Origin of the sequence: Streptantibioticus silvisoli, assembly GCF_027947535.2 — a bacterium.
Taxonomy (GTDB): Bacteria; Actinomycetota; Actinomycetes; order Streptomycetales; family Streptomycetaceae; genus Streptantibioticus_C; species Streptantibioticus_C silvisoli.
This window is the reverse complement of the sequence record NZ_JAAGKO020000026.1, coordinates 49,415-74,331: the sequence shown is the minus strand read 5'-3', so window position 1 is coordinate 74,331 and position 24,917 is coordinate 49,415. Positions and strand designations below refer to the sequence as shown.

At 73.0% G+C, this 24,917-nt stretch carries 24 protein-coding genes; 1 reads left to right on the top strand and 23 read right to left on the bottom strand.

The features are described 5' to 3' along the window. Window positions 1-172 precede the first annotated feature (172 nt). The 13 genes from metK to pyrR all read right to left on the bottom strand — a co-directional run bounded on the left by metK (window position 173) and on the right by pyrR (window position 14,587). Window positions 173-1,381, bottom strand: a complete 1,209-nt coding sequence (gene metK, locus POF43_RS18620) for a methionine adenosyltransferase (protein WP_271313216.1) — start codon at window positions 1,379-1,381, stop codon at window positions 173-175. Window positions 1,382-1,669: 288 nt separating this feature from the next. Continuing rightward, entirely contained in the window at window positions 1,670-2,881 is a 1,212-nt protein-coding gene (gene coaBC, locus POF43_RS18615; protein ID WP_271323831.1) for a bifunctional phosphopantothenoylcysteine decarboxylase/phosphopantothenate--cysteine ligase CoaBC, read from the bottom strand. A gap of 134 nt (window positions 2,882-3,015) precedes the next feature. After that, window positions 3,016-3,285, bottom strand: coding sequence for a DNA-directed RNA polymerase subunit omega (gene rpoZ, locus POF43_RS18610; RefSeq protein WP_271313214.1), 270 nt, complete (start codon window positions 3,283-3,285; stop codon window positions 3,016-3,018). Between the two features lie 51 nt (window positions 3,286-3,336). Continuing rightward, window positions 3,337-3,933, bottom strand: a complete 597-nt coding sequence (gene gmk / locus POF43_RS18605) for a guanylate kinase (RefSeq protein WP_271313213.1) — start codon at window positions 3,931-3,933, stop codon at window positions 3,337-3,339. A gap of 60 nt (window positions 3,934-3,993) precedes the next feature. Continuing rightward, window positions 3,994-4,317, bottom strand: coding sequence for an integration host factor (locus POF43_RS18600; protein ID WP_271313212.1), 324 nt, complete (start codon window positions 4,315-4,317; stop codon window positions 3,994-3,996). Between the two features lie 251 nt (window positions 4,318-4,568). Further along, entirely contained in the window at window positions 4,569-5,417 is an 849-nt protein-coding gene (gene pyrF / locus POF43_RS18595) for an orotidine-5'-phosphate decarboxylase (protein WP_271313211.1), read from the bottom strand. Beyond that, window positions 5,414-6,532 (bottom strand): quinone-dependent dihydroorotate dehydrogenase, encoded by a 1,119-nt coding sequence (locus tag POF43_RS18590; RefSeq protein WP_271323832.1) that lies wholly within the window; start codon window positions 6,530-6,532, stop codon window positions 5,414-5,416. The genes pyrF and POF43_RS18590 overlap by 4 nt, the downstream gene beginning before the upstream one ends. Before the next feature lie 83 nt (window positions 6,533-6,615). After that, window positions 6,616-9,933 carry a carbamoyl-phosphate synthase large subunit gene (carB, locus tag POF43_RS18585; RefSeq protein WP_271323648.1) on the bottom strand — a complete coding sequence of 1,106 codons (3,318 nt, stop codon included), beginning with the start codon at window positions 9,931-9,933 and terminating at the stop codon, window positions 6,616-6,618. Further along, the gene (carA, locus tag POF43_RS18580) at window positions 9,926-11,065 is read right to left on the bottom strand and encodes a glutamine-hydrolyzing carbamoyl-phosphate synthase small subunit (RefSeq protein ID WP_271313208.1); all 1,140 of its coding nucleotides are present in this window, start codon (window positions 11,063-11,065) and stop codon (window positions 9,926-9,928) included. Before carA ends, carB begins: the two co-directional genes overlap by 8 nt. Continuing rightward, window positions 11,062-11,628, bottom strand: a complete 567-nt coding sequence (locus POF43_RS18575) for a PH-like domain-containing protein (protein WP_271313207.1) — start codon at window positions 11,626-11,628, stop codon at window positions 11,062-11,064. The genes carA and POF43_RS18575 overlap by 4 nt, the downstream gene beginning before the upstream one ends. Further along, window positions 11,625-12,911 carry a dihydroorotase gene (locus tag POF43_RS18570; protein ID WP_271323647.1) on the bottom strand — a complete coding sequence of 429 codons (1,287 nt, stop codon included), beginning with the start codon at window positions 12,909-12,911 and terminating at the stop codon, window positions 11,625-11,627. Before POF43_RS18570 ends, POF43_RS18575 begins: the two co-directional genes overlap by 4 nt. A 2-nt stretch (window positions 12,912-12,913) precedes the next feature. After that, on the bottom strand, window positions 12,914-13,927 hold the full coding sequence (locus tag POF43_RS18565) for an aspartate carbamoyltransferase catalytic subunit (RefSeq protein ID WP_271313205.1): 1,014 nt from the start codon (window positions 13,925-13,927) through the stop codon (window positions 12,914-12,916). Between the two features lie 90 nt (window positions 13,928-14,017). Further along, entirely contained in the window at window positions 14,018-14,587 is a 570-nt protein-coding gene (gene pyrR, locus POF43_RS18560) for a bifunctional pyr operon transcriptional regulator/uracil phosphoribosyltransferase PyrR (protein ID WP_271313204.1), read from the bottom strand. A 188-nt stretch (window positions 14,588-14,775) separates the two neighbouring features. Between pyrR and bldD the strand changes: the two genes are divergently transcribed. After that, window positions 14,776-15,276: a transcriptional regulator BldD gene (gene bldD / locus POF43_RS18555; RefSeq protein ID WP_271313203.1), complete on the top strand. Its 501-nt coding sequence runs from the start codon at window positions 14,776-14,778 to the stop codon at window positions 15,274-15,276. A gap of 137 nt (window positions 15,277-15,413) precedes the next feature. On the opposite strand, the gene nusB is transcribed toward bldD, so the two are convergent. The 10 genes from nusB to mltG all read right to left on the bottom strand — a co-directional run bounded on the left by nusB (window position 15,414) and on the right by mltG (window position 24,896). After that, on the bottom strand, window positions 15,414-15,839 hold the full coding sequence (nusB, locus tag POF43_RS18550; RefSeq protein ID WP_271313202.1) for a transcription antitermination factor NusB: 426 nt from the start codon (window positions 15,837-15,839) through the stop codon (window positions 15,414-15,416). A gap of 2 nt (window positions 15,840-15,841) precedes the next feature. Beyond that, window positions 15,842-16,408: an elongation factor P gene (efp, locus tag POF43_RS18545; RefSeq protein WP_271313201.1), complete on the bottom strand. Its 567-nt coding sequence runs from the start codon at window positions 16,406-16,408 to the stop codon at window positions 15,842-15,844. Between the two features lie 63 nt (window positions 16,409-16,471). Further along, window positions 16,472-17,578 (bottom strand): aminopeptidase P family protein, encoded by a 1,107-nt coding sequence (locus POF43_RS18540; protein WP_271313200.1) that lies wholly within the window; start codon window positions 17,576-17,578, stop codon window positions 16,472-16,474. A gap of 228 nt (window positions 17,579-17,806) precedes the next feature. Then, the gene (locus tag POF43_RS18535) at window positions 17,807-18,631 is read right to left on the bottom strand and encodes an AAA family ATPase (protein ID WP_282698940.1); all 825 of its coding nucleotides are present in this window, start codon (window positions 18,629-18,631) and stop codon (window positions 17,807-17,809) included. A 118-nt stretch (window positions 18,632-18,749) separates the two neighbouring features. Further along, window positions 18,750-19,187: a type II 3-dehydroquinate dehydratase gene (aroQ, locus tag POF43_RS18530; protein WP_271314768.1), complete on the bottom strand. Its 438-nt coding sequence runs from the start codon at window positions 19,185-19,187 to the stop codon at window positions 18,750-18,752. Then, window positions 19,184-20,278: a 3-dehydroquinate synthase gene (aroB, locus tag POF43_RS18525; protein ID WP_271323551.1), complete on the bottom strand. Its 1,095-nt coding sequence runs from the start codon at window positions 20,276-20,278 to the stop codon at window positions 19,184-19,186. The genes aroQ and aroB overlap by 4 nt, the downstream gene beginning before the upstream one ends. Then, the gene (locus POF43_RS18520) at window positions 20,275-20,808 is read right to left on the bottom strand and encodes a shikimate kinase (RefSeq protein ID WP_271323550.1); all 534 of its coding nucleotides are present in this window, start codon (window positions 20,806-20,808) and stop codon (window positions 20,275-20,277) included. Before POF43_RS18520 ends, aroB begins: the two co-directional genes overlap by 4 nt. Beyond that, window positions 20,805-21,989, bottom strand: coding sequence for a chorismate synthase (gene aroC, locus POF43_RS18515; protein ID WP_271323549.1), 1,185 nt, complete (start codon window positions 21,987-21,989; stop codon window positions 20,805-20,807). Before aroC ends, POF43_RS18520 begins: the two co-directional genes overlap by 4 nt. Window positions 21,990-22,092: 103 nt before the next feature. Next, window positions 22,093-22,938 (bottom strand): shikimate dehydrogenase, encoded by an 846-nt coding sequence (locus tag POF43_RS18510; protein ID WP_271323548.1) that lies wholly within the window; start codon window positions 22,936-22,938, stop codon window positions 22,093-22,095. Continuing rightward, entirely contained in the window at window positions 22,938-24,896 is a 1,959-nt protein-coding gene (gene mltG, locus POF43_RS18505; protein ID WP_271323547.1) for an endolytic transglycosylase MltG, read from the bottom strand. Before mltG ends, POF43_RS18510 begins: the two co-directional genes overlap by 1 nt. Between the last annotated feature and the right edge of the window lie 21 nt (window positions 24,897-24,917).

Below are 24,917 nucleotides of genomic sequence, written 5' to 3'. Positions count from 1 at the left end.
AGGGTTTCCACCCGGCGCCGCCGAACGGCACTCGGTCCGGCCGGCTCAAGGGTTTCCGGAGCCAGCGCCCCCGAACAGCACCCGGCCCGGCCGGACCCCGCCAAGCGGTCCGGCCGGGCCGGGTGGCCGGGCACGTGCGGGCCGGCCGGTGCGGGCCGGGCGGTACTCGGTACTACAGGCCGACGGCGGCGCGCAGGGCGTCGACGCGGTCGGTGCGCTCCCAGGTGAAGTCCGGCAGCTCACGGCCGAAGTGGCCGTAGGCGGCGGTCTGGGCGTAGATCGGGCGCAGCAGGTCCAGGTCGCGGATGATGGCGGCCGGGCGCAGGTCGAAGACCTCGGAGATGGCGTGCTCGATCTTGTCGACCTCGGCCTTGGCGGTGCCGAAGGTCTCGATGAACAGGCCGACCGGCTCGGCCTTGCCGATGGCGTAGGCGACCTGGACCTCGCAGCGCGAGGCGAGGCCGGCGGCCACCACGTTCTTGGCGACCCAGCGCATCGCGTACGCGGCGGAGCGGTCGACCTTGGACGGGTCCTTGCCGGAGAAGGCACCGCCGCCGTGCCGGGCCATGCCGCCGTAGGTGTCGATGATGATCTTGCGTCCGGTCAGGCCGGCGTCGCCCATCGGGCCGCCGATCTCGAACCGGCCGGTGGGGTTGACCAGCAGCCGGTAGCCGTCGGTCTCCAGCTTGATGCCGGACTCCAGCAGCGCCTGGAGCTCGGGCTCCACGACGAACTCGCGGATGTCGGGGGCGAGCAGCGAGTCCAGGTCGATGTCGGAGGCGTGCTGCGAGGAGACCACGACGGTGTCGAGGCGCACGGCCTTGTCACCGTCGTACTCGATGGTGACCTGGGTCTTGCCGTCGGGACGCAGGTAGGGGATGGTCCCGTTCTTGCGGACGTCGGTGAGGCGCTTGGACAACCGGTGGGCCAGGGTGATCGGCAGCGGCATGAACTCGGGCGTCTCGTCGCACGCGTAGCCGAACATCAGACCCTGGTCGCCGGCGCCCTGCCGGTCCAGTTCGTCCTCGTCGCCCTCGACGCGGTGCTCGTGGGCGCTGTCCACGCCCTGCGCGATGTCGGGGGACTGCGAGCCGATGGACACCGACACGCCGCACGAGGCGCCGTCGAAGCCCTTCTTGGAGCTGTCGTACCCGATGCCGAGGACGGTGTTGCGCACCAGGGTCGCCACGTCGGCGTACGCCTTCGTGGTGACCTCTCCGGCGACGTGGACCAGGCCGGTGGTGATCAGCGTCTCGACCGCGACGCGGGAGGTCGGATCGTCCTTGAGCAGGGCGTCGAGGATGCTGTCGCTGATCTGGTCGGCGATCTTGTCTGGGTGTCCCTCGGTCACGGACTCCGAGGTGAACAAGCGGCGGGACACATCGCTCCCTGGGGGTTGCAGCGGCTGCTGGCTGATATTGGGTGTCCGGACGCAGGGCTGCACCCCACCGGACGACGGCCAGTTTATCGGTCGTGTCCAGAAAGCGGCATGTCATCTCGAGTACTGGATCGAATGTGATCGAAACCCTAGAGAATGACGTATCGCCCCTCCGACGCCCCCGCGGCCTGCCCGCGGGCCCCGGGCGGGACCGGATTCCGCTAAGGAACGGCAGGGCCGTCCGGCTGACCGGCGGGCCGGGCGGGGCCCGAGGCGGGTGACGGGGTCACGTCACCAGCGGCGGACCACCAGGTCCCAGACCACGTCGGCCAGCGCGTCCTTGGGTCCGTACGGCACCGGGGTCTCGGCGCCGTCGCGGTCCAGCACGACGGCCTCGTTCTCCTCGGCGCCGAAGGTGAGCCGCTCGCCCACCTCGTTGACGACGAGCAGGTCGCAGCCCTTGCGGGCGAGCTTGGCGCGGCCGTTGGCCAGGACGTCGTCGGTCTCGGCGGCGAAGCCCACCACGACCTGGCCGGGGCGGGGGCGGGAGGCGGACAGTTCGGCGAGGACGTCGGGGTTGCGCACCAGCGCGACCGGCGCCGGCTCCTGGCCGTCCTTCTTCTTGATCTTGCCGGCCGCGTAGGCGGCGGGCCGGAAGTCGGCGACCGCCGCGGCCATCACCACCGCGTCCGCGTCGGCGGCGGCCTTCAGCACGGCCTCGCGCAGCTGGAGCGCGGTGCCGACCGCGACCACGTCGGCGCCGGCCGGGCCGGGCAGCGCGGCGTTGGCGGACACCAGGGTGACCCGGGCGCCGCGGGCGAGGGCGGCCCGGGCCAGCGCGTAGCCCTGCTTGCCGGAGGAGCGGTTGCCGAGGAAGCGGACCGGGTCGAGGGGTTCGCGGGTGCCGCCGGCGCTGACGACCACGTGCCGGCCGGCCAGGTCGGCGGCGTCCTGGGCGGCGAGGGCGCCGCGGGCCAGGACGCGGCGGCAGAACTCGAAGATCTCGGCGGGGTCCGGCAGCCGGCCCTTGCCGGTGTCGGCGCCGGTCAGGCGGCCGACGGCCGGTTCGATCACCAGGCAGCCGCGGCGGCGCAGGGTGGCGACGTTCTCCCGGGTGGCGGGGTGCTCCCACATCTCGGTGTGCATCGCGGGGGCGAAGACCACCGGGCAGCGGGCGGTCAGCAGGGTGTTGGTCAGCAGGTCGTCGGCGAGGCCGTGGGCGGCGCGGGCCAGCGTGTCGGCGGTGGCGGGGGCGACCACCACGAGGTCGGCCTGCTGACCGATGCGCACGTGCGGCACCTGGTGGACGTCGTCCCACACCCGGGTGGAGACCGGGTGGCCGGACAGCGCGGACCAGGTGGCCTCCCCGACGAAGTGCAGGGCGCTGTCGGTGGGCACCACGCGCACGTCGTGGCCGGACTCGGTCAGCCGCCGCAGCAGTTCGCAGGCCTTGTAGGCGGCGATACCGCCGCTGACCCCGAGGACCACCCGTGGCTTGTCCATCACGACTCCCGATGTCGTTCGGGGCCCGCCTGCGGGTCCCCGTCGTCGTCGCCAGTGAACACCAAAAGGCCCAGCGGACATCCGCCGGGCCCTGGAAGACACACCCGCGGGGTGTGCCGAAGTGACGTCTGCCGCTACTGGGGGCCCTCGACGGCCTCGGAGGTGAGCAGGCCGGCGTTGATCTCGCGCAGCGCGATCGACAGCGGCTTCTCGTGGACGTGGGTGTCCACCAGCGGGCCGACGTACTCCAGCAGGCCCTCGCCGAGCTGCGAGTAGTACGCGTTGATCTGGCGGGCGCGCTTGGCCGCGTAGATCACCAGGCTGTACTTGGAGTCGGTGGCCTCGAGCAGCTCATCAATCGGCGGGTTGATGATGCCCTCGGGCGTGGTGATGGAAGAGGACACACTGTGCCTTTCTCTTGGTCTCTGCTGGGGTTCCGGGGATCCAGATCCCCTTCAGATACGCGTCATCAAGGCTAGCAGCTCGCGCACTACGTCCTCGACGGAGGTGTTGACAAGGGTGACGTCGAACTCCGACTCGGCGGCCAGCTCGATCCTGGCGGCCTCCAGGCGGCGGGCGATCACCTGCGGCGACTCGGTGCCGCGGCCGGTGAGCCGGCGGACCAGTTCGTCCCAGCCGGGCGGGGCGAGGAAGACCAGGTGGGCGTCGGGCATGGACTCGCGGACCTGGCGGGCGCCCTGCAGGTCGATCTCCAGCAGGACCGGCTCACCGGCCGCGAGGTGCTGCTCGACGGCCAGCCGGGGGGTGCCGTACCGGTTGCCGGCGAACTCGGCCGACTCCAGCAGCTCGCCGTTGGCGACCAGCTTGTCGAACTCGTCATGGTCGACGAAGTGGTACTCCACCCCGTGCCGCTCGCCGGGGCGCGGCTTGCGGGTGGTGACCGAGACGGACAGCCAGATGTCGGGGTGCAGTTTGCGCAGAAACGCGACGACCGTGCTCTTGCCGACCCCGGAGGGGCCGGAGAGCACGGTCAGTCGCGGTTTCGTGCCCGGGGGCACGGGGGTCTGCGACCCCCCGGTGTGTGCGGCCATGCACTGATTATCGCGGTTCCCCGCGCGAGCGGAAAATCCCCGGCCGCGCGGGCAGCGCGGTCAGGCCGCGCCGCCGCCGAACTCGCGCTCCAGGGAGGCGATCTGGTTCGAGCCGAGACCACGGACGCGACGGCTCTCGGAAATGCCGAGGCGTTCCATGATCTGCTTGGCGCGGACCTTGCCCACGCCCGGCAGACTCTCCAGAAGGGCGGAGACCTTCATCTTGCCGATGACATCATTTTCCTGGCCGGACTTGATGACCTCATGCAGCGAGGCGCCGGAGTGCTTGAGACGATTCTTGACCTCGGCGCGCTCCCGGCGAGCCGCGGCGGCCTTCTCAAGCGCGGCAGCGCGCTGTTCAGGGGTAAGGGGCGGAAGAGCCACGCCTACGTCACCTCGGATGTAGAACTGTCGGATACTTGACCGGTGTGGAACCTAGTTGTTCCGCTCGCACGGAGCAACGAGCAACGCGCTTCCCTGCGTTCTCTCGTCGGAGACTAGCGCTCCCGAGGCCCCCCGTCAGCGAGAACGAACGAAAAGTCCTGGTCAGACTCCATCCCGCGGCGATCCTAGCGGACATCGGCGGACATAACACCCGGATCGACCGCATGTTTCCGGCCAGACGGGGGGCCGGTTCAGGCCGCGGTGACCGCGTGGATTTCGACAGCGACCTGTTGAGCCGCCGATCGCAGGGCGGCCAGATCGGGTCCGTGGCGCAAAACATCACGGCTGACGGTGGGCAGCACGTTGCGCAGCGCGTCGCCGAAGACGGCCGGCAGGTCCGCCGGGGTCGCCCCCTGCGCGCCGATGCCGGGGGCCAGCAGCGGGCCGCCGGTGTCGAGGTCGACGCCGGCGCCGGCCACCGTGCCGCCCAGCGTGGCGCCGACCACCGCGCCGAACGACCCCAGCGGCCGCTCACCGGCGTTCTCCGCCCGCAGCGCCTGAAGGACCGCACCGGCCACCGTCGGACCGCCGGCGGTCACCGCACGCTGCACCTGGGCGCCCTCCGGGTTCGAGGTGAGCGCCAGCACGAACAGTCCGGTGCCGGACGCGCGGGCCGCCTGCACCGCCGGGCGCAGGCTGCCGTAGCCGAGGTAGGGGCTGACGGTGACCGCGTCGCAGAACAGCGGGCTGCCGGGGTCGAGGTAGGTGGCGGCGTAGGCGGCCATCGTCGAGCCGATGTCGCCGCGCTTGGCGTCCATCAGCACCAGCGCCCCGGCCTGCCGGGCCTCGGCGACGGCGCGCTCCAGCACCGCGACGCCGCGCGAGCCGAACCGTTCGAAGAACGCCGACTGCGGCTTGAGCACCGCCACCCGGTCGGCCAGCGCCTCCACCACGGTCAGCGCGAACCGCTCCAGGCCCCGGGCGTCGTCCGGCAGCCCCCAGTCGGCCAGCAGCGCCGCGTGCGGGTCGATGCCCACGCACAGCGGGCCGCGGGTGTCCATGGCCCGGCGCAGCCGGGTGCCGAAGGGTGCGAGGGTCATCGGGGGTCCTCCTCGGGACGGCCGACCCCGGCGCCGACCGCGGCGGCGAGCGTCGGGTAGGGGCTGTCGGCCAGCCGGGCGGCCAGCCCGCGGCGGACCCGCCGGGCCCAGAACGGGCCGCGGTAGATGAAGGCGCTGTAGCCCTGGACCAGGGTCGCGCCGGCCAGGACGCGCTCCCACGCGTCGTCGGCGCTGTCCACGCCGCCGACGCCCACCAGGGTGATCCGGTCGCCGACCCGGGCGTACAGCCGGCGCAGCACCTCGGTGGAGCGGTCCTTGAGCGGCGCGCCGGACAGGCCGCCGGTCTCGGCGGTCAGCGCGGCCGGGGAGCGCAGGCCGAGGCTGTCGCGGGCGATGGTGGTGTTGGTGGCGATGACGCCGTCCAGGCCGAGTTCCACGGCGAGGTCGGCGACCGTGTCGATGTCGGCGTCGGCCAGGTCGGGGGCGATCTTGACCAGCAGCGGCACCCGGCGGTCCGGCACCGCGCGGTCGGCGGCGGCGCGTACCGCGCTCAGCAGCGGGCGCAGCCGGTCGACGGCCTGAAGGTCGCGCAGCCCGGGCGTGTTGGGGGAGCTGACGTTGACGACCAGGTAGTCGGCGTGCCCGGCGAGCCGTTCGGCGGACGTCACGTAGTCGGCGACGGCGTCGTCCTCGGCGACGACCTTGGTCTTGCCGATGTTGACGCCGACGGTGGGCCGGAAGGCGGGGGTGCGGGTGGCCAGCCGGTGGGCGACGGCGGCCGAGCCGTCGTTGTTGAAGCCCATCCGGTTGATCAGCGCCCGGTCGGCCAGCAGGCGGAACAGCCGCTTGGGCGGGTTGCCGGGCTGCGGTGCCCCGGTGACGGTGCCGATCTCGACGTGGTCGAAGCCGAGCATGGCCAGCCCGTCGATGCCGACCGCGTTCTTGTCGAAGCCGGCCGCCATGCCGAACGGGCCGCTCATCTGCAACCCGAAGGCGGTCACCTTCAGCGCGGGGTCGCGCGGCGCGAACACCGCGGCCAGCAGCCCGCGCAGCACCGGCACCCGCGCGGCGAGCCGGATCCAGCCGAACGCCAGGTGGTGGGCGCGTTCGGGGTCCATCCGGCGGAAGAACAGCCGGAAGAGGATGTCATACATGTCAGGGGGGGCGCTTTCGTGACGGGGGACGGCGGGCTCTCGTGCGGGAGGGGGACACCGGCCGGTGTCCCCCTCCCGTGACGTCATCCCTCGCGGCCCGCGATCAGATGTCGCGCGTGTTCCTGGAGTGAACGCACCTCGATCTGGCCGCGGTTGAGGGCGTCGATGCCCTGGACGGCGGCGGCCAGCGCCTGCACGGTGGTCAGGCACGGCACGCCGCGGGCCACCGCCGCAGTACGGATGTCGTAGCCGTCCAGCCGCCCGCCGGTGCCGTACGGGGTGTTGACGATGAGGTCGATGCGGCCGTCGTGGATGAGCTGCACGACGGTCGGCTCGCCGTCCGGGCCGGGGCCCTCGCTCTGCTTGCGCACCACGGTGGCCTCGATGCCGTTGCGCCGCAGGATCTCGGCGGTGCCGGAGGTGGCCAGCAGCTCGAAGCCGTGCTCGACCAGCGCGCGGGCCGGGAAGACCATGGCGCGCTTGTCGCGGTTGGCGACCGAGACGAAGGCGCGGCCCTTGGTGGGCAGCGCGCCGTAGGCGGCGGCCTGCGACTTGGCGTAGGCGGTGCCGAAGACCGCGTCGATGCCCATCACCTCGCCGGTGGAGCGCATCTCCGGGCCGAGGATGGTGTCGACGCCGCGGCCGGAGGCGTCGCGGAACCGGCTCCAGGGCAGCACCGCCTCCTTCACCGAGATCGGCGCGTCCAGCGGCAGGTCGCCGCCGTCGCCGGCGGCCGGCAGCAGGCCCTCGGCGCGCAGTTCGGCGACGGTGGCGCCCAGCGAGATGCGGGCGGCGGCCTTGGCCAGCGGCACGGCGGTCGCCTTGGAGGTGAACGGCACGGTCCGCGAGGCGCGCGGGTTGGCCTCCAGGACGTAGAGGATGTCGCCGGCCAGCGCGAACTGGATGTTGATCAGGCCGATGACCCCGACGCCCGCCGCGATGGCCTCGGTGGAGGTGCGCAGCCGCTTGATGTCGTGGCCGCCCAGCGTTATCGGCGGCAGGGCGCAGGCGGAGTCGCCGGAGTGGATGCCGGCCTCCTCGATGTGCTCCATGACGCCGCCGAGGTAGAGCTCGGTGCCGTCGTAGAGCGCGTCGACGTCGATCTCGATGGCGTCGTCGAGGAACCGGTCGACCAGCACCGGGCGGTCCGCGCTGATCTCGGTGGACTCCTCGATGTACGTCTTGAGCCGGGTCTCGTCGTAGACGATCTCCATGCCGCGGCCGCCCAGCACGTAGGAGGGCCGCACCAGCACCGGGTAGCCGATCTCGTCGGCGATGGCCTTGGCACCGGGGAAGGAGGTGGCGGTGCCGTGCTTGGGGGCGGGCAGGCCGGCCTCGGCGAGCACCCGGCCGAAGGCGCCGCGGTCCTCGGCGAGGTGGATGGCCTCCGGTGAGGTGCCGACGACCGGTACGCCGTTGTCCTTGAGCGCCTGCGCCAGGCCCAGCGGGGTCTGGCCGCCGAGCTGGACGATGACGCCGGCCACCGGTCCGGCCTGGGTCTCGGCGTGCACGATCTCCAGTACGTCCTCCAGGGTGAGCGGCTCGAAGTACAGCCGGTCGGAGGTGTCGTAGTCGGTGGAGACCGTCTCGGGGTTGCAGTTGACCATGACGGTCTCGTAGCCGGCGGCCGACAGCGCGAAGGAGGCGTGGACGCAGGAGTAGTCGAACTCGATGCCCTGGCCGATGCGGTTGGGGCCGGAGCCGAGGATCAGCACGGCCGGCTTCTCGCGCGGCGCGACCTCGCTCTCCTCGTCGTAGGAGGAGTAGAAGTACGGGGTGCGGGCGGCGAACTCCGCGGCGCAGGTGTCGACCGTCTTGTAGACCGGGCGGATGCCGAGGGTCTGGCGGACCTCGCGGACCACCTCCTCGCGCAGGCCGCGCACGTCGGCGATCTGCACGTCGGAGAAGCCGTGGCGCTTGGCGTGCCGCAGCAGTTCCGGGTCGAGGGTGTCGGCGCCGGCCAGTTCGTCGGCGATCTCGCTGATCAGGAAGAGCTGGTCGACGAACCACGGGTCGATCCGGGTGGCGTCGAAGACCTCGGCCGGGGTGGCACCGGCGCGGATGGCCCGCATGACGGTGTTGATCCGGCCGTCGGTGGGGATCGCCGCGGTGGCCAGCAGCGCGGCGACGTCGGCCTGTCCGGGGGCGGCGCTGAAGTCGAACTGCGAGCCCTTCTTCTCCAGCGAGCGCAGCGCCTTGTTCAGCGCCTCGGGGAAGTTGCGGCCGATGGCCATCGCCTCGCCGACCGACTTCATGGTGGTGGTCAGCGTCGGGTCGGCGGCCGGGAACTTCTCGAAGGCGAACCGCGGCACCTTGACGACCACGTAGTCCAGCGTCGGCTCGAAGGAGGCCGGGGTGGAGGCGGTGATGTCGTTGGGGATCTCGTCGAGGGTGTAGCCGACGGCGAGGCGGGCGGCGATCTTGGCGATCGGGAAGCCGGTGGCCTTCGAGGCGAGCGCGGAGGAGCGCGAGACGCGCGGGTTCATCTCGATGACGATGACCCGGCCGTCCTCGGGGTCGACGGCGAACTGGATGTTGCAGCCGCCGGTGTCGACGCCGACCTCGCGGATCACCTCGATGCCGATGTCGCGCAGGATCTGGTACTCGCGGTCGGTGAGGGTCATCGCCGGGGCGACGGTGATGGAGTCGCCGGTGTGCACGCCCATCGGGTCGAAGTTCTCGATGGAGCAGACGACCACGACGTTGTCGTTCTTGTCGCGCATCAGCTCCAGTTCGTACTCCTTCCACCCCAGGATGGACTCCTCCAGCAGCACCTCGGTGGTCGGCGACAGGGTCAGGCCCTGGCCGGCGATGCGGCGCAGCTCCTCCTCGTCGTGGGCGAAGCCGGAGCCGGCGCCGCCCATGGTGAACGACGGGCGCACGACCACCGGGTAGCCGCCGAGGGTGCCGACGCCGGCCAGCACGTCGTCCATGGTGTGGCAGATGACGCTGCGTGCCGATTCGCCGTGCCCGATGCGGGCGTGGACGGCGGCGACCACGTCCTTGAACAGGTTGCGGTCCTCGCCCTTGTGGATGGCCTCGACGTTGGCGCCGATCAGCTCCACACCGTGCCGCTCCAGGGCGCCGGACTCGTGCAGCGAGATCGCGGTGTTCAGCGCGGTCTGCCCGCCGAGGGTGGGCAGCAGGGCGTCGGGGCGCTCCTTGGCGATGATCTTCTCGACGAACTCCGGGGTGATCGGCTCGACGTAGGTGGCGTCGGCGATCTCCGGGTCGGTCATGATGGTGGCCGGGTTGGAGTTGACCAGGATGACCCGCAGGCCCTCGGCCTTGAGCACCCGGCAGGCCTGGGTGCCGGAGTAGTCGAACTCGGCCGCCTGGCCGATGACGATCGGGCCGGAGCCGATGACCAGGACGGACTGGATGTCGGTGCGCTTAGGCACGCTGGCCCTCCATCAGGCTGGCGAAGCGGTCGAACAGGTAGGCCGCGTCGTGCGGGCCGGCCGCCGCCTCTGGGTGGTACTGAACGCTGAACGCGGGCGCGTCGAGGCATTCCAGGCCCTCGACCACGTCGTCGTTGAGGCAGACGTGGGAGACCCTGGCCCGCCCGAAGTCGGTGTCGCTGTCCCGGTCGAGCGGGGCGTCGACGGCGAACCCGTGGTTGTGCGCGGTGATCTCCACCTTGCCGGTGGCGCGGTCGCGCACCGGCTGGTTGATGCCGCGGTGGCCGTACTTGAGCTTGTAGGTGCCGAAGCCCAGCGCGCGGCCGAGGATCTGGTTGCCGAAGCAGATGCCGAACAGCGGGGTGCGCCGCTCCAGGACGCCGCGGACCACGGTGAGGTCGGCGGTGGCCGGGTCGCCGGGGCCGTTGGACAGGAAGACCCCGTCGGGGCCGGCGGCGTAGACCTGCTCGAGGGTGGCGGTGCCGGGCAGGACGTGCACCTCGATGCCGCGTTCGGCCATCCGGTGCGGGGTCATGCCCTTGATGCCCAGGTCGAGGGCGGCCACGGTGAACCGCTTGGTCCCGACGGCAGGTACGACGTAGGGCTCGGGGGTGGCGACCTCGGCGGCCAGGTCGGCGCCGGCCATCTCCGGGGCCTGCCGGACCTTGGTGAGCAGCAGGCCCTCGTCGGCCAGCGCCTCGGCGGCGCCGGAGAAGATGCCGACCCGCATGGCGCCGCGTTCGCGCAGGTGGCGGGTGAGGGCGCGGGTGTCGATGCCCTGGATGCCGACGACGCCCTGGGCGGTCAGCTCCTCGTCCAGGCTGCGCACCGAGCGCCAGTTGGACGGCACCCGGGCCGGGTCGCGGACCACGTAGCCGGCCACCCAGATGCGGCGGGACTCGGAGTCCTCGTCGTTGACGCCGGTGTTGCCGACGTGCGGGGCGGTCATCACGACGACCTGGCGGTGGTACGACGGGTCGGTCAGCGTCTCCTGGTAGCCGGTCATCCCGGTGGAGAAGACGGCTTCGCCGAAGGTCTCCCCCACGGCGCCGTAGGCGGTGCCGCGGAAGCTTCGGCCGTCTTCGAGGACGAGGACGGCGGGGACGCGCTTGCCACGCTGGGCGGTGGTCATCGGACCCCTTCCATGGTGCTGGTCAGGTCGGTCAGGGCCCGCACCCAGGCGCCGTGCTCGGCCGGGTGCTCGGAGCGGAAACCGGAGTCGATCAGCCGGTCGCCGTGGGCCCAGGTGATCACCAGCAGGCCGCCCTCCGGGACGACCTTGCCGGCGATGCCGTTGTCGAGCCGGGCGCCGCGCAGGGCGGCGGCCGGGATGAAGAAGTCGGTGGCCGCCGGGCGCCGGACCACGACGCCGGAGCCGGTCAGGGTGAGGTCGACCAGGCTGCGGGAGCCCAGGTCACGGGCGGCGATGCGGTCCAGCCAGTCGCCGGCCGTGGTGCTGGCGTGGTAGCGGCCGGACAGCTCGGCCAGCGCGGTGCCGGGGTCGGCGGGGACGGCGGGCAGCTCGGGCAGGTCGGACTGGCCCGCCGCGCGGCGGCGCCAGGCGCGCCACATCAGCAGGTAGACCACGGCGATGAGGACCAGCAGGCCGACGAGCCACGCGATGTGGCCGCTGAGGTCGGCGATGCCCACCGAGTGCTTGGCCGCCGAGGCCGCGAGAGATGTGGTGATGTTCATACGAGTTTCCCGTCCCTGACCGTCGCCGTGCCCCGCAGGAAGGTGGCGGTCACCCGGCCCGGCAGCTCACGGCCCTCGTAGGGCGTGTTGCGGCTGCGGGAGGCGAAGCCGGCGGGGTTCACCACTCCACGGTATGCCGGGTCGACCAGCGTGAGGTTGGCGGGCTCACCGGCGGCGATGGGCCGGCCGTGGCCGGCGAGGCGGCCGATGGCGGCCGGGCGGAACGACATCCGGTCGGCCACCCCGGCCCAGTCCAGCAGGCCGGTGTCGACCATGGTGTGCTGCACGACCGACAGCGCGGTCTCCAGGCCCACCATGCCCATGGCGGCGGCGGCCCACTCGCAGTCCTTGTCCTCGTGCGGGTGCGGGGCGTGGTCGGTGGCGACGCAGTCGATGGTGCCGTCGGCCAGCGCCTCGCGCAGCGCCAGGACGTCGGCCTCGGTGCGCAGCGGCGGGTTGACCTTGTAGACCGGGTCGTAGGTGCGCACCAGCTCGTCGGTGAGCAGCAGGTGGTGCGGGGTGACCTCGGCGGTGACGTCCCAGCCCTTGGACTTCGCCCAGCGCACGATCTCCACCGAGCCGGCTGTGGACAGGTGGCAGACGTGCACCCGGGAGCCGACGTGCGCGGCGAGCAGCACGTCGCGGGCGATGACCGACTCCTCGGCGACCGCGGGCCAGCCGCGCAGGCCGAGTTCACCGGAGACGACGCCCTCGTTCATCTGGGCGCCCTCGGTCAGCCGGGGCTCCTGGGCGTGCTGGGCGATGACGCCGTCGAACGCCTTCACGTACTCCAGGGCGCGGCGCATGATGACCGCGTCGTCGACGCACTTGCCGTCGTCGCTGAAGACGCGTACCCCGGCGGCGGAGTCGGCCATCGCGCCGAGTTCGGCCAGCTGCTTGCCGGCCAGCCCGACGGTGACGGCGCCGACCGGCTGCACGTCGCAGTAGCCGGACTCGCGGCCCAGCCGCCAGACCTGCTCGACGACGCCGGCGGTGTCGGCGACCGGGAAGGTGTTGGCCATGGCGTGCACCGCGGTGAAGCCGCCGAGGGCGGCGGCGCGGGTGCCGGTCAGCACGGTCTCGGAGTCCTCGCGGCCCGGCTCGCGCAGGTGGGTGTGCAGGTCGACCAGGCCGGGCAGCAGGATCTGGCCGGCCGCTTCGTAAACCTCGGCTCCGTCGGCGGCCAGGCCGGTGCCGACGGCGGCCACGAGTCCGCCGTCGATCAGGACGTCCCGCGTCTCACCGCCGAGTACCTGGGCGCCGCGGATCAAAGTGGTGCTCACGGTTACTTGCTCTCCTCGGTGCGGTGGGTGGTCACGGCGGGCTCGTTGCCGCCCAGCAGCAGGTACAGCACGGCCATCCGGACGCTGACGCCGTTGGCGACCTGCTCGACGGCGGTGCAGCGGCCGGAGTCGGCGACCTCGGCGGTGATCTCCATGCCGCGGTTCATCGGGCCGGGGTGCATGACGATGGCGTGCTCGGGCAGCGCGGCCATCCGGGTGCCGTCCAGGCCGTAGCGGCGCGAGTACTCACGTTCGGTGGGGAAGAACGCGGCGTTCATCCGCTCGCTCTGCACCCGCAGCATCATCACCGCGTCGCAGCCGGCCAGCGCCCGGTCGAGGTCGTAGGAGACCTCGCAGGGCCAGTGTTCGACGCCGATGGGCAGCAGGGTGGGCGGCGCGACCAGGGTGACCCGGGCGCCGAGCGTGGTCAGCAGCGCCACGTTGGAGCGGGCGACCCGGCTGTGCAGCACGTCGCCGACCACGGTGATCCGGCGGCCGGCCAGGTCGCGCCCGGTGCCGTCGCCGGGGCCGCGGTGGAAGGTGGGACCGCCGCCGGGGCCGCCGGCCAGGTGGCGGCGCATGGTGAAGGCGTCCAGCAGTGCCTGGGTGGGGTGCTCGTGGGTGCCGTCGCCGGCGTTCACGACCGAGCCGCCGATCCAGTCGGAGGTCGCCAGCCGGTGCGGCGCGCCGGAGGACGGGTGCCGGATGACGACCGCGTCGGCGCCCATGGCCTGGAGGGTCAGGGCGGTGTCCTTCAGGGACTCGCCCTTGGAGACGGAGGAGCCCTTGGCGGAGAAGTTGATGACGTCCGCCGACAGCCGTTTGGCGGCCGCCTCGAACGAGATGCGGGTGCGGGTGGAGTCCTCGAAGAACAGGTTGACGACGGTGCGGCCGCGCAGGGTGGGCAGTTTCTTGATGGACCGTCCGGCGATGCGGGCGAGTTCCTCGGCGGTGTCGAGGATCAGCGTGGCGTCGTCGTGGGTGAGGTCCGCGGCCGAGATGAGGTGGCGCTTCATCGGATGTGACTCCGGAGGGTACGGGTGCGGGGGTACGGCGGAGCGGCCCCGGCCGGGCGGAGTCCGCGCGCGGCCGGGCCCGGGGCGGCGCTAGGCGGCGCCGTGTCCGGGTGCGGTGCCGAGCAGGACGCAGTCGCGGCCGTCGATCTCGGACAGCTGGACCTTGACGGTCTCGCGCAGTGACGTCGGCAGGTTCTTGCCGACGTAGTCCGCGCGGATGGGCAGTTGGCGGTGCCCCCGGTCGACCAGGACGGCGAGCTGGACGGCGCGGGGCCGGCCGATGTCGCCGAGCGCGTCGAGGGCGGCGCGGATGGTGCGGCCGGAGAAGAGCACGTCGTCGACGAGGACCACCAGGCGGCCGTCGACCCCCTCGTCGGGGATCTCGGTGCGGGCCAGCGCGCGGGCCGGGCCGAGGCGCAGGTCGTCGCGGTACATGGTGATGTCGAGCGAGCCGACCGGGATGTCGCGCCCGGTGATCTTCGCCAGCCGGGCGGCGAGCCGGTCGGCCAGGTGGACACCGCGCGTGGGGATGCCGAGCAGTACCACGTCGTCGGCGCCCTTGGCGCGTTCCACGATCTCGTGGGTGATACGGGTGAGCACCCGGGCGATGTCGGGCGCTTCGAGGACCGGACGGGCCGGTTCCACAGGGTCTTCGACCATGGGTCGGGGACCTCCTTCCCCGCCTCACGGGACGGGTCGTTAAAGGACGTCTGGGTTACCGTGCCCGACTTTAGCAGGCAGTCATGACATGCCTGGTCAGAGGGGGGTATGACCCGTTCGGCTTGACGACCCCGAATTACGCTGCGTAACCTCACAGTGAGTTACCACGTGTCCATCCGGGGAGCCTTATGTCCAGCGATTACGCCAAACAGCTCGGGGCCAAACTCCGAGCCATCCGCACGCAGCAGGGTCTCTCCCTCCACGGCGTCGAGGAGAAGTCCCAGGGCCGTTGGAAGGCTGTCGTGGTCGGCTCGTACGAGCGTGGCGACCGCGCGGTGACCGTGCAGCGCCTCGCCGAGCTGGCCGACTTCTACGGGGTCCCGGTGCAGGAGCTGCTGCCCGGCAGCGCCCCCGGCGGCGCGGCCGAGCCTCCGCCGAAGCTCGTGCTCGACCTGGAGCGGCTGTCGCAGGTGCCGTCCGAGAAGGCCGGCCCGCTCCAGCGCTACGCGGCGACCATCCAGAGCCAGCGCGGCGACTACAACGGCAAGGTGCTGTCGATCCGGCAGGACGACCTGCGCACCCTCGCGGTGATCTACGACCAGTCGCCGTCGGTCCTGACCGACCAGCTGATCGGCTGGGGCGTGCTGGACTCCGACGCCCGCCGCGCGGTCCAGCACGACGAGGGCTGATCCCGGACGGCACCGGCGCAGAAACGTCCCGCCCGGGGCGCTGTACGGCGCGCACGGCAGCGGTGGCGCCCAGTACCGCAGCACACGCGAGAGGCCCTGGAGCAGCGCTCCAGGGCCTCTCGTGCGGGACGGGCGCGTCAGCGCCGCAGAGTCGGCTTGAGGTCCTTCAGCCGGGCCAGCAGCCCGTTGACGAACGCCGGGGACTCGTCGGTGGAGAACTCCTTGACCAGCTGCACGGCCTCGTCCAGTACGACGGCGTCCGGGATCTCGTCCTCCCAGATCAGCTCGTACGCGCCGAGGCGCAGCACGTTGCGGTCGACCGCGGGCATCCGGTCCAGCGTCCAGTCGACGGCGTACGTGGCGATCAGCTCGTCCACCCGGACGGCGTTCGCCTCGTACCCCTCGACCAGGTGCATGGTGTACTCGGCCACCTGCGGCTGACGGTCGTCGGAGCGGCCGAGCCGTATCCAGTCCGCCATGACGGTGCCGGGCCTGGCGCCCCGCTGGTCCGCCTCGAACAGGATCTGGAAGGCCCGCATACGGGCCTTGCTGCGGGAGGCCACGGTTAGCTGTTCACCCGGCCGAGGTACTCACCCGAGCGGGTGTCGACCTTGATCTTCTCGCCGGTGGTGATGAAGAGCGGCACCCCGATCTCGTACCCGGTCTCCAGCTTCGCCGGCTTGGTGCCGCCGGTGGAGCGGTCGCCCTGCACACCCGGCTCGGTGTACTCGATGAGCAGCTCGACCGCGGTCGGCAGCTCGACGTACAGCGGGGAGCCCTCGTACATCGCGACGACCGCCTCGAAACCCTCCAGCAGGAAGTGGGCGGCGTCGCCGACGACCTCGGGGGTGACGTAGATCTGGTCGAACGTGTCCATGTCCATGAACACGAAGCTCTCGCCGTCCTTGTACGAGAACTGCATGCCGCGCTTGTCGACGTTGGCCGTCTCGACCTTCACGCCGGCGTTGAAGGTCTTGTCGACCACCTTGCCGGAGAGCACGTTCTTGAGCTTCGTACGGACGAAGGCCGGGCCCTTGCCGGGCTTGACGTGCTGGAACTCGACGACGGACCACAGCTGGTCGGAGTCGAGCTTGAGCACCAGGCCGTTCTTGAGGTCGTTCGTGGTGGCCACGGTTGCGGATTCTCCTGAATGTGCTGCATCGGGGACCGGAAGGGACGCGCTGACACTACCGTCTTACAGCGCGAGCAGTTCCTTGGTCGTGATGGTGAGTAGCTCGGGACCGCCGTCCGCCACGGGACGCACGACGAGTGTGTCGTCGATCCGGACCCCGCCCCGCCCGGGGAAGTGAACCCCCGGTTCGATGGTGACCGGCACACAAGCGTCCAGTTTACCCATGGCCGACGGGGTGATCCGAGGGTCCTCGTCGATTTCGAGTCCCACCCCGTGCCCGGTCGACGCCGCGGCCGCCTCGCACAGCCCGGCGCGCTCCAGCACCTGACGGGCCGCCCGGTCCACGTCGCGGCAGGCCACACCGGGTGCCAGCGCCTCCCGGGCGGCCCGCTGGGCGGCGAACACCACGTCGTACAACTCGACCTGCCAGTCGGCCGGCGCGCTGCCGATGACGAACGTCCGGCCCACCTCGCACCGGTACCCGTGGTAGTCGGCGCCCAGACACACGGTCAGGAAGTCGCCCTCCTCCACCCGCCGGTCGGTCGGCACGTGCCGCGGCGCCCCGGAGTGCGGTCCGGTGCCGACACACGTGGCGAACGCCGGTCCGTCGGCGCCGTGGTCGACCAGCCGGCGCTCCAGCTCCAGCGCCAGGTGGCGTTCGGTGCGGCCCACCAGGATCGACTCCAGCAACTCCCCCAGCGCCTGGTCGGTGATCTCGGCGGCGACCCGCAGCGCCGCGATCTCCTCGTCGTCCTTCACCAGCCGCAACTGCTCCACCGCCCGGCCCAGACCGGCCAGCCGCACCCCCGGCGCGACCGACGCCACCGCGCGGTGCCGCACCACGGTCAGGTGGTGCTCCTCGACCGCCAGGCTGTCGGCGCCCAGTTCGCGCACCAGGTCGGCGGCGGCCACCACCGGGTCGCCGTCGGTCCCCTCCAGCACCACCCGCCGCAGGTCGCGCGGCGGTTCCCCGTCGTGCGGGGCGGCCGCGGTCGGCCGGGGGTGGACCAGGACGTCGCCGCCCGGCGCGAGCAGCAGGGCCGCGCCGGGCGGCGCCCAGCCGGCCAGGTAGCGGATGTTCGCGGGCCGGGAGACCAGGGCCGCCGACGTGCCTGCGGCCGCGCACCGCTCGCGCAGCCGCGCCCGGCGGGAAGCGTGCACCTCGGACATGCCGCGAGCGTACGGCCTGCCGGCGGCGACGACCCGCCGGAGGGGGCCGGACGGGTACGCGGCGGCGGCCGTCGGCGGCCGGGGAGCGGGCCGCGGCTGCGAACCGCCCGGGCCCGCCAACGCGCCGGGGAGCGGGCCGGGCGGCCGGCCGCGGCCACGTACCGCCCGGGACCAACGCACCGGGAAGCGCTGCGGGCAGCCGACCGCGGCCACCTCCGCCCGCGACCCTCAGCGCGCCGGGGCCCCGGACGCCGCGCGCAGTACCGCCTGGTCGAGGGCCTCGGCGGCGGCGGGCACGTCGAGCTGGGAGTTGTCGATGATCGGCAGCCCGGAGCCGTACCAGCCGGCCATCCGGCCGTGGATGCGGGCGACCTCCTCGTCGGGCAGCCGGCGGTTGCCGGAGCGGGCGGCGTTGCGGGCCAGCACCACCTCCAGGCCGGGCAGCAGCACCACCGGCAGCAGGCCGGGGCCGACGTGCCGCTTCCAGCCGCCGAGGCCGACCACCGGCCAGTCGGGGAAGACCGCGTCGTCGATGATGCAGGAGATGCCGTTGGCCAGGAAGTTGCGGGCGGCGAAGCCGCAGGTGCGGCGGGCCAGCCGGTACTGGGCCTCGGAGTGCTCGTTCCAGCCGGACTGCGGGTCGGCGAAACCGCAGCGCACCCACTCGCGCACGTCGTCGAGGCTGATGTGCGCGGTCGGCACCCCGCGGTGGTCGGCCCAGTAACGCGCCAGCGTGGTCTTGCCGGCGCCGGCCGGGCCGATCAGCAGCACCGCGACCGGGCCCGGGAGCACGGCCGGCGGGCCGGTCATCGGCCCCGGGGCCGGCGCGGGCGGCGGCAGGTGCACCGGCGCGGAGGGCGGCAGCGGGAAGCTGCCGGTCGCGTTGGCCGGCACCGGCGGACCGGCCGGCTGCGCGGGCCAGTGCTGTCCCGGGGCCGGGGGCGGTGGCGGGACGGGGGCGGGTCCGCCCGGGGGCACCGGGGGTATCCAGCCGTCGGGTCCCCCTGCCGGGCCGTGGGGCGGTGGCGGCGGCGCCCCCACAGCGTGCTGCATCTCGGCCTGCTCCGTCTCGTGCCGATGGTCATCCGTGCGCGCCCGGGCCCGCGGGCCGGTCGTCGATACCGAACGGTACCGCCCCGGCCCGCGGTTGTTGAACCGGTGGACGGCCGGATCAGCCCTGTTCGGCGGCGAGCGAACGCAGCGCCAGCAGGTAGGAGCCGATGCCGAAACCGGCGATGGTGCCGCTGGCCACCGCGGCGATCACCGAGGTGTGCCGGAACTCCTCGCGGGCGTACGGGTTGGAGATGTGCACCTCGATCAGCGGCGCGGTGCGCTGGGCGGCGGCGTCGCGCAGCGCGTACGAGTAGTGGGTGAACGCGCCGGGGTTGAGAACGACCGGAATCGATCCGTCCGCGGCGGCGTGCAGCCAGCGCACCAGTTCGCCCTCGTCGTTGGTCTCGCGGACCTCGACGGCGAAGTCCAGCTCGGCGCCGAGCGCCCGGCAGCGTTCGGTCAGCGCCGCGTAGGAGGTGGAGCCGTAGACGTCCGGCTCCCGGCTGCCGAGGCGGCCGAGGTTGGGGCCGTTGAGCACCCACACCGGGCGGGTCACCGCGAGACCTCCCCGTAGGCGGCGACCAGCACGGCCGGGTCGGGGCTCTCCAGGACGACCGGCTTGCCCAGCCCGTTGAGCACGATGAACCGCAGCCGGTCGCCGCGGGACTTCTTGTCGACCTTCATGTTCTCCAGCAGCCGCGGCCACTGGTCGCCGCGGTAGGTCAGCGGCAGGCCGACGGACTCCAGCACCGCGCGGTGCCGGTCGGCGGTGGCGTCGTCGAGGCGGCCGGCCAGCCGGCCCAGTTCGGCGGCGAAGACCATGCCGACCGAGACGGCCGCGCCGTGCCGCCAGGTGTAGCGCTCGTTCTTCTCGATGGCGTGCGCCAGGGTGTGGCCGTAGTTGAGGATCTCGCGCAGGCCGGACTCCTTCAGGTCCTGCGAGACGACCTCGGCCTTGACCCGGATGGACCGCTCGATCAGCTCGGCGGTGTGCGGGCCGGCCGGGGTGCGGGCGGCCTGCGGATCGGCCTCGATCAGGTCGAGGATGACCGGGTCGGCGATGAAGCCGGCCTTGATGACCTCGGCGAGGCCGCCGATGTAGTCGTTGACCGCGAGCGACTCCAGCGCGTCCAGGTCGCACAGCACGCCGGCCGGCGGGTGGAAGGCGCCGACCAGGTTCTTGCCCTCCGCGGTGTTGATGCCGGTCTTGCCGCCGACCGCGGCGTCCACCATGCCCAGCACGGTGGTCGGCACCGCGATCCAGCGCACGCCGCGCAGCCAGGTGGCCGCCACGAACCCGGCCAGGTCGGTGGTCGCGCCGCCGCCGACACCGACCACGACGTCACCGCGGGTGAACTTGGTCTGGCCCAGCACGCTCCAGCAGTACGCGGCGACCTCGACCGCCTTCGCCTCCTCGGCGTTGGGCAGCTGGACGGCGATCGCCTCGTACCCCTGGGCGGCCAGGTCCTCGCGGATCGCCTCACCGGTGGCAGCCAGCGCCTCGGGGTGCAGGACCGCGACGCGCCGGGCGTCGGGGCCGATCACCGCGGGCAGTTCGCCCAGCAGCCAGCGCCCGACCAGGACGTCGTACGGCGCGCTGCCCGCACTGCCGCCGACCGTGATCCGGATCGGCTGGTGCTCGCTCATGCCTTCGTCAACTCCAGTACATGAAGGATCTCGTCGGCGACGTCCTCGGGGGTACGGCCGTCGGTGGACACCAGCACGCGGGCCACCTCGGTGTACAGCGGCCGGCGCTGCTCCATCAGCTCGCGCCAGCGGGCCCGGGGGTTGACCGCCAGCAGCGGGCGCGGCGCGTCCAGGCCGACCCGGCGGATCGCGTCGGCGAGGGAGACGTCGAGGAAGACCACCGGCAGTCCGGCGAGCTGCGCGCGGGTGCCGGCGTCCATGATCGCGCCGCCGCCCAGCGACAGCACGCCGGTGTGCCCGGTCAGGCCCGCGGTGACGGCGGCGCGCTCCAGGGCGCGGAAGTGCTCCTCGCCGTCCTCGACGAAGATGTCGGAGATCTCCCGGCCCTCGGCGGTGACGATGTCGGCGTCGGTGTCGCGGTAGCCGGTGCCGAGCCGGCCGGCCAGCGCGCGGCCGACGGTGGTCTTGCCGGCGCCGGGCGGGCCGACCAGGACGACCGCGGGGCCGGAGCCGGCGGCTGGGCCGGTCACCGGATCACCATGGCGTCGAGGTAGCCGCGCACGTTGCGGCGGGTCTCGACCACGTTGTCGCCGCCGAACTTCTCGGCGACGGCGTCGGCCAGCACCAGGGCGACCATGGCCTCGGCGACGATGCCGGCCGCCGGGACCGCGCAGACGTCGGAGCGCTGGTGGTGGGCCTGGGCGGCCTCACCGGTGGACACGTCGACGGTGGCCAGGGCGCGCGGGACGGTGGCGATGGGCTTCATCGCGGCCCGCACCCGCAGCAGTTCGCCGGTGGACAGGCCGCCCTCGGTGCCGCCGGAGCGGCCGCCGCCGCGGTGGATGCCCTGCGGGCCGGTGAGGATCTCGTCGTGCGCCTGGGAGCCGGGCACCCGGGCGAGGTCGAAGCCGTCGCCGAGTTCGACGCCCTTGATCGCCTGGATGCCCATGAGCGCGGCGGCCAGCCGGGCGTCCAGCCGGCGGTCCCAGTGCACGTGGGAGCCCAGGCCCACCGGCACGCCGTAGGCCAGCACCTCCACGACGCCACCGAGGGTGTCGCCGTCCTTGTGGGCCTGGTCGATCTCGCCGACCATCGCGTCGCTGGCGTCGCTGTCCAGGCAGCGCACCGGGTCGGCGTCCAGCCGCCCCGCGTCGCCGGGCACCGGCACCGCGCCGTACGGGGCCTTGGCGGCGCCGAGTTCCACCACGTGGCTGACGAGCTCGATGCCGGCGGTCTCCTTGAGGTAGGAGCGGGCCACCGCGCCGAGCGCGACCCGGGCGGCGGTCTCCCGGGCGGAGGCGCGTTCCAGGATCGGGCGGGCCTCGTCGAAGCCGTACTTCTGCATGCCGGCCAGGTCGGCGTGGCCGGGCCGCGGCCGGGTCAGCGGCACGTTGCGGGCCAGCTGGGCGAGTTCGTCCGGGTCGACCGGATCGGCCGCCATGACCTTCTCCCACTTGGGCCACTCGGTGTTGCCGATCATCACCGCGACCGGGCTGCCGAGGGTGAGGCCGTGCCGGACGCCGCCGAGGAAGGTGACCTCGTCGCGTTCGAACTTCATCCGGGCACCGCGGCCGTAGCCGAGCCGGCGGCGGGCCAGCGCGTCGGCGACCAGGTCGGTGGTGACCGGCACCCCGGCCGGGAGTCCTTCCAGCGTGGCGACCAGGGCCGGACCGTGTGACTCCCCGGCCGTCAGCCAGCGCAACCTGCTCAACGGTCTTCCCCTTCGTGCCGCCCGTCCACCTGACGAGACCGATCCTCCCACGCGGGGGCGGCCCGGCGGGCACCAGTCCAGTGATCGGACTCGACCTTGCCGGTCAGCGGGCCGCCGACGCGGCCAGCCCGGCCGCGCGCATCGCCGCCAGCGGGCCGGGAACGCGGCCGGTCATCAGCTCCACCTGGAGCACCGCCTGGTGCACCAGCAGGTCCAGGCCGCCGAGGACGGCACCGCCGCGGGCGGCCCAGGCGGCGGCCAGCGCGGTGGGCCACGGTTCGTAGAGCACGTCGAACAGCGTGCCGGGCGCGGCGGGGACGGCGGCGGCGAGCGCGTCGGTGGCGCCGGCCGGGGTGGTGGCGATCACCAGCGGCGCGTCGAGGGCCCGCGCGGCCCGCTCCCAGGGGGCGACGACCACCGGGACGCCGAGCCGCTCGCCCCAGGCGCGCATCTCGGCGGCGCGGGCCGGGCCGCGGACGTAGATGGTGACGTCCCCGTCGCACAGGCCGGCCAGGGCGGCGAGCGCGGAGGAGGCGGTGGCGCCGGCGCCGAGCACCGCGGCGGACGGGACGCGGGTGACGCCGCTGTCGCGCAGGGCGTTGACCAGGCCGGGGATGTCGGTGTTGGTGCCGTCCAGGGTGCCGTCGGCGGCGACCACGACGGTGTTGACCGCCTGGACGGCCGCGGCCGGCGCGCCGACCCGGTCCAGCAGCGGGATGACGGCGCGTTTGAGCGGCATGGTCAGCGACAGGCCCGCCCAGCCGGCCGCCGGTTCGGTGCGCAGCCGGTCGATGAAGGCGGGCAGCGCGGCCTCGTCGACCTCGTGCCGTCCGTAGCTCCAGCCGGTCAGGCCGAGGGCGGTGTAGGCGGCGCGGTGCAGCGCCGGGGAGAGCGAGTGGGCGATGGGCGAGCCGAGGACCGCCGCGCGCCGCTGGGGGGTGGTGGTCATCAGCCGCCGTGCTCCCGCTGGTACTCGTTGAACAGGTCGACGTTGTGCTGGTGCTGGGCCGCGGTCACCGCGAACCGGGTGTCGCCGGGCTTGACGGTGACGAAGTACAGCCACTGGCCGGCGGTGGGGTGCAGCGCCGCCTCGATCGCCTCGTGCCCGGGGTTGTCGATCGGCCCGGGCGGCAGGCCCTTGTGCAGGTAGGTGTTGTACGGGGAGGCGTACTGGGTGTCGGCGTCGGTGGTGTCGAGGGTGGAGCGGCCCTTGGCGTAGTTGATGGTGGAGTCGAAGCCGAGGGCCATGTTCTGCTGGAGGCGGTTGTAGATGACCCGGGAGACCTTGCCGAAGTCCTGCGGCTGCTGGGCCTCGGCCTGGATGAGGCTGGCGATGACCAGGATCTGGTAGGGCGACTTGCCGATCCTGGCGGCCTGCGCGGTGAGCCCGTCGGCGGTGAACTCCGCGTCGGCGCGCTGGACCATCTGCTGGAGTATCGCGCCGGCCTTGCTGCCCTTGGCGGCGCTGTACTTGGACGGGAAGAGGAAGCCCTCGGCGTTCTTGCCGTGGTACCAGGACGGCAGGCCGAGGTTGGTGGCCTTGGCCGTCGCCAGGGTGCTGCCGCTCTTCAGGCCCAGCTGCTTGTCGAGCGCGGCGTAGATCTGCACCGCCCGCCAGCCCTCGTGGATGATCACGGCGCTCTGCGCGGTGGGGTCGAGCATCATGGCGACCGCGTCGGCGGCGGACATGTGCCGGTGCAGCAGGTAGATGCCGCCCTGGATGCCGGCCGCCTTGGGGTTGTCGCCGGCCGCCTTGGTGAAGGCGTCGACGCTGCGGACCACGCCCTGCTGCTTGAGGATGTTGCCGATGCGGGCGAGGGTGGAGGAGTCCGGGACGCTGACCTGCACGGTGCCGGTTCCGGTGCCGGCCCAGTCCGGCGGCGGCATGATGTGGTTGCGGTAGTAGGTGTACGCGGCGTACCCGCCCCCGGCGACCCCGCCGCCCAGGACCACGACGACCGCCAGGCAGGCGCAGCCGCTGCGGCGTTTGGTGCCGCCGCGCTTGTCCTTGCCCTTGCCGCCCTTGCCCTTGGTGCGGCCCTTGGCGGCGCGGGGACGGTCGTCGTCATCGTCGTCGTCATCACGCGGGCGGCGGCGTTCGTACTCCTCGTCCGCGTCGTCGGCGTCGGAGCCGCGGGTGAAGAACGGGTGGTTCTCCTCGGCGTCCTCCTCGCCGAACGGGTTCCAGTCCTCGTCGGGTACGGCCTCGACGGGCTTGCGCGGCACCGGCGGCGCGGGCGGCGCGGTGGCGGCCGGCGGCGTGCGCTGCTCGGGCACCGGTGCCGGGGCCTGGACGGGCGGGGCGGCCGTCTGGTCGTAACCGGCGGCGGTGTCCCAGCCGGTCGCGGTGCCGGTGTCGTAGGCGGTGAACTGCCCGGTGGCGTACGCGTTGTTGCCGTAGGGGTCGCCGCCGTAGCCGTCCGGGGCGTAGACGTCGTTGCCGTAGCCCTGGCCGTAGCCGGTGGTGAACTGGCCGGTGTCGTACCCCGGTTGGGGCTGCTGGGCCTGGACGTCCCAGCCGTAGGTCTGGTCGGGGTAGCCCTGGCCGCCCTGCCACTGCTGCTGGCCGGTGCCGTCGAGGTAGGGGTCCGGGGCGGCCGGGTAGCCCTGCGGGTAGCCGGGGTCGGGGTAGCCCTGCTGCGGCACCTGGGCCTGCGGGTACTGCTGCGCCGGATACCCCTGCTGTTCCTGGCCGGCCGGGTAGCCCTGCGGTTCCGGCCCGTTGGACCAGCCCTGCTGCTGGGCGTACGGGTCCCAGCCCTCGGTCTGCTGGTGCTGCTGCGGGTGTTGCTGCTGCTGGTGCTGCTGCTGACCGCCGTCCCAGCCCTGGTCCCCGAAGAGCGGGTCGTCAGGGTGCCATGGCTCGGGTTGCCACCCATTGCCGTGGCCGGGCCCGTAGTCGGTCATGGGACTCCTGGGAACGCGGGG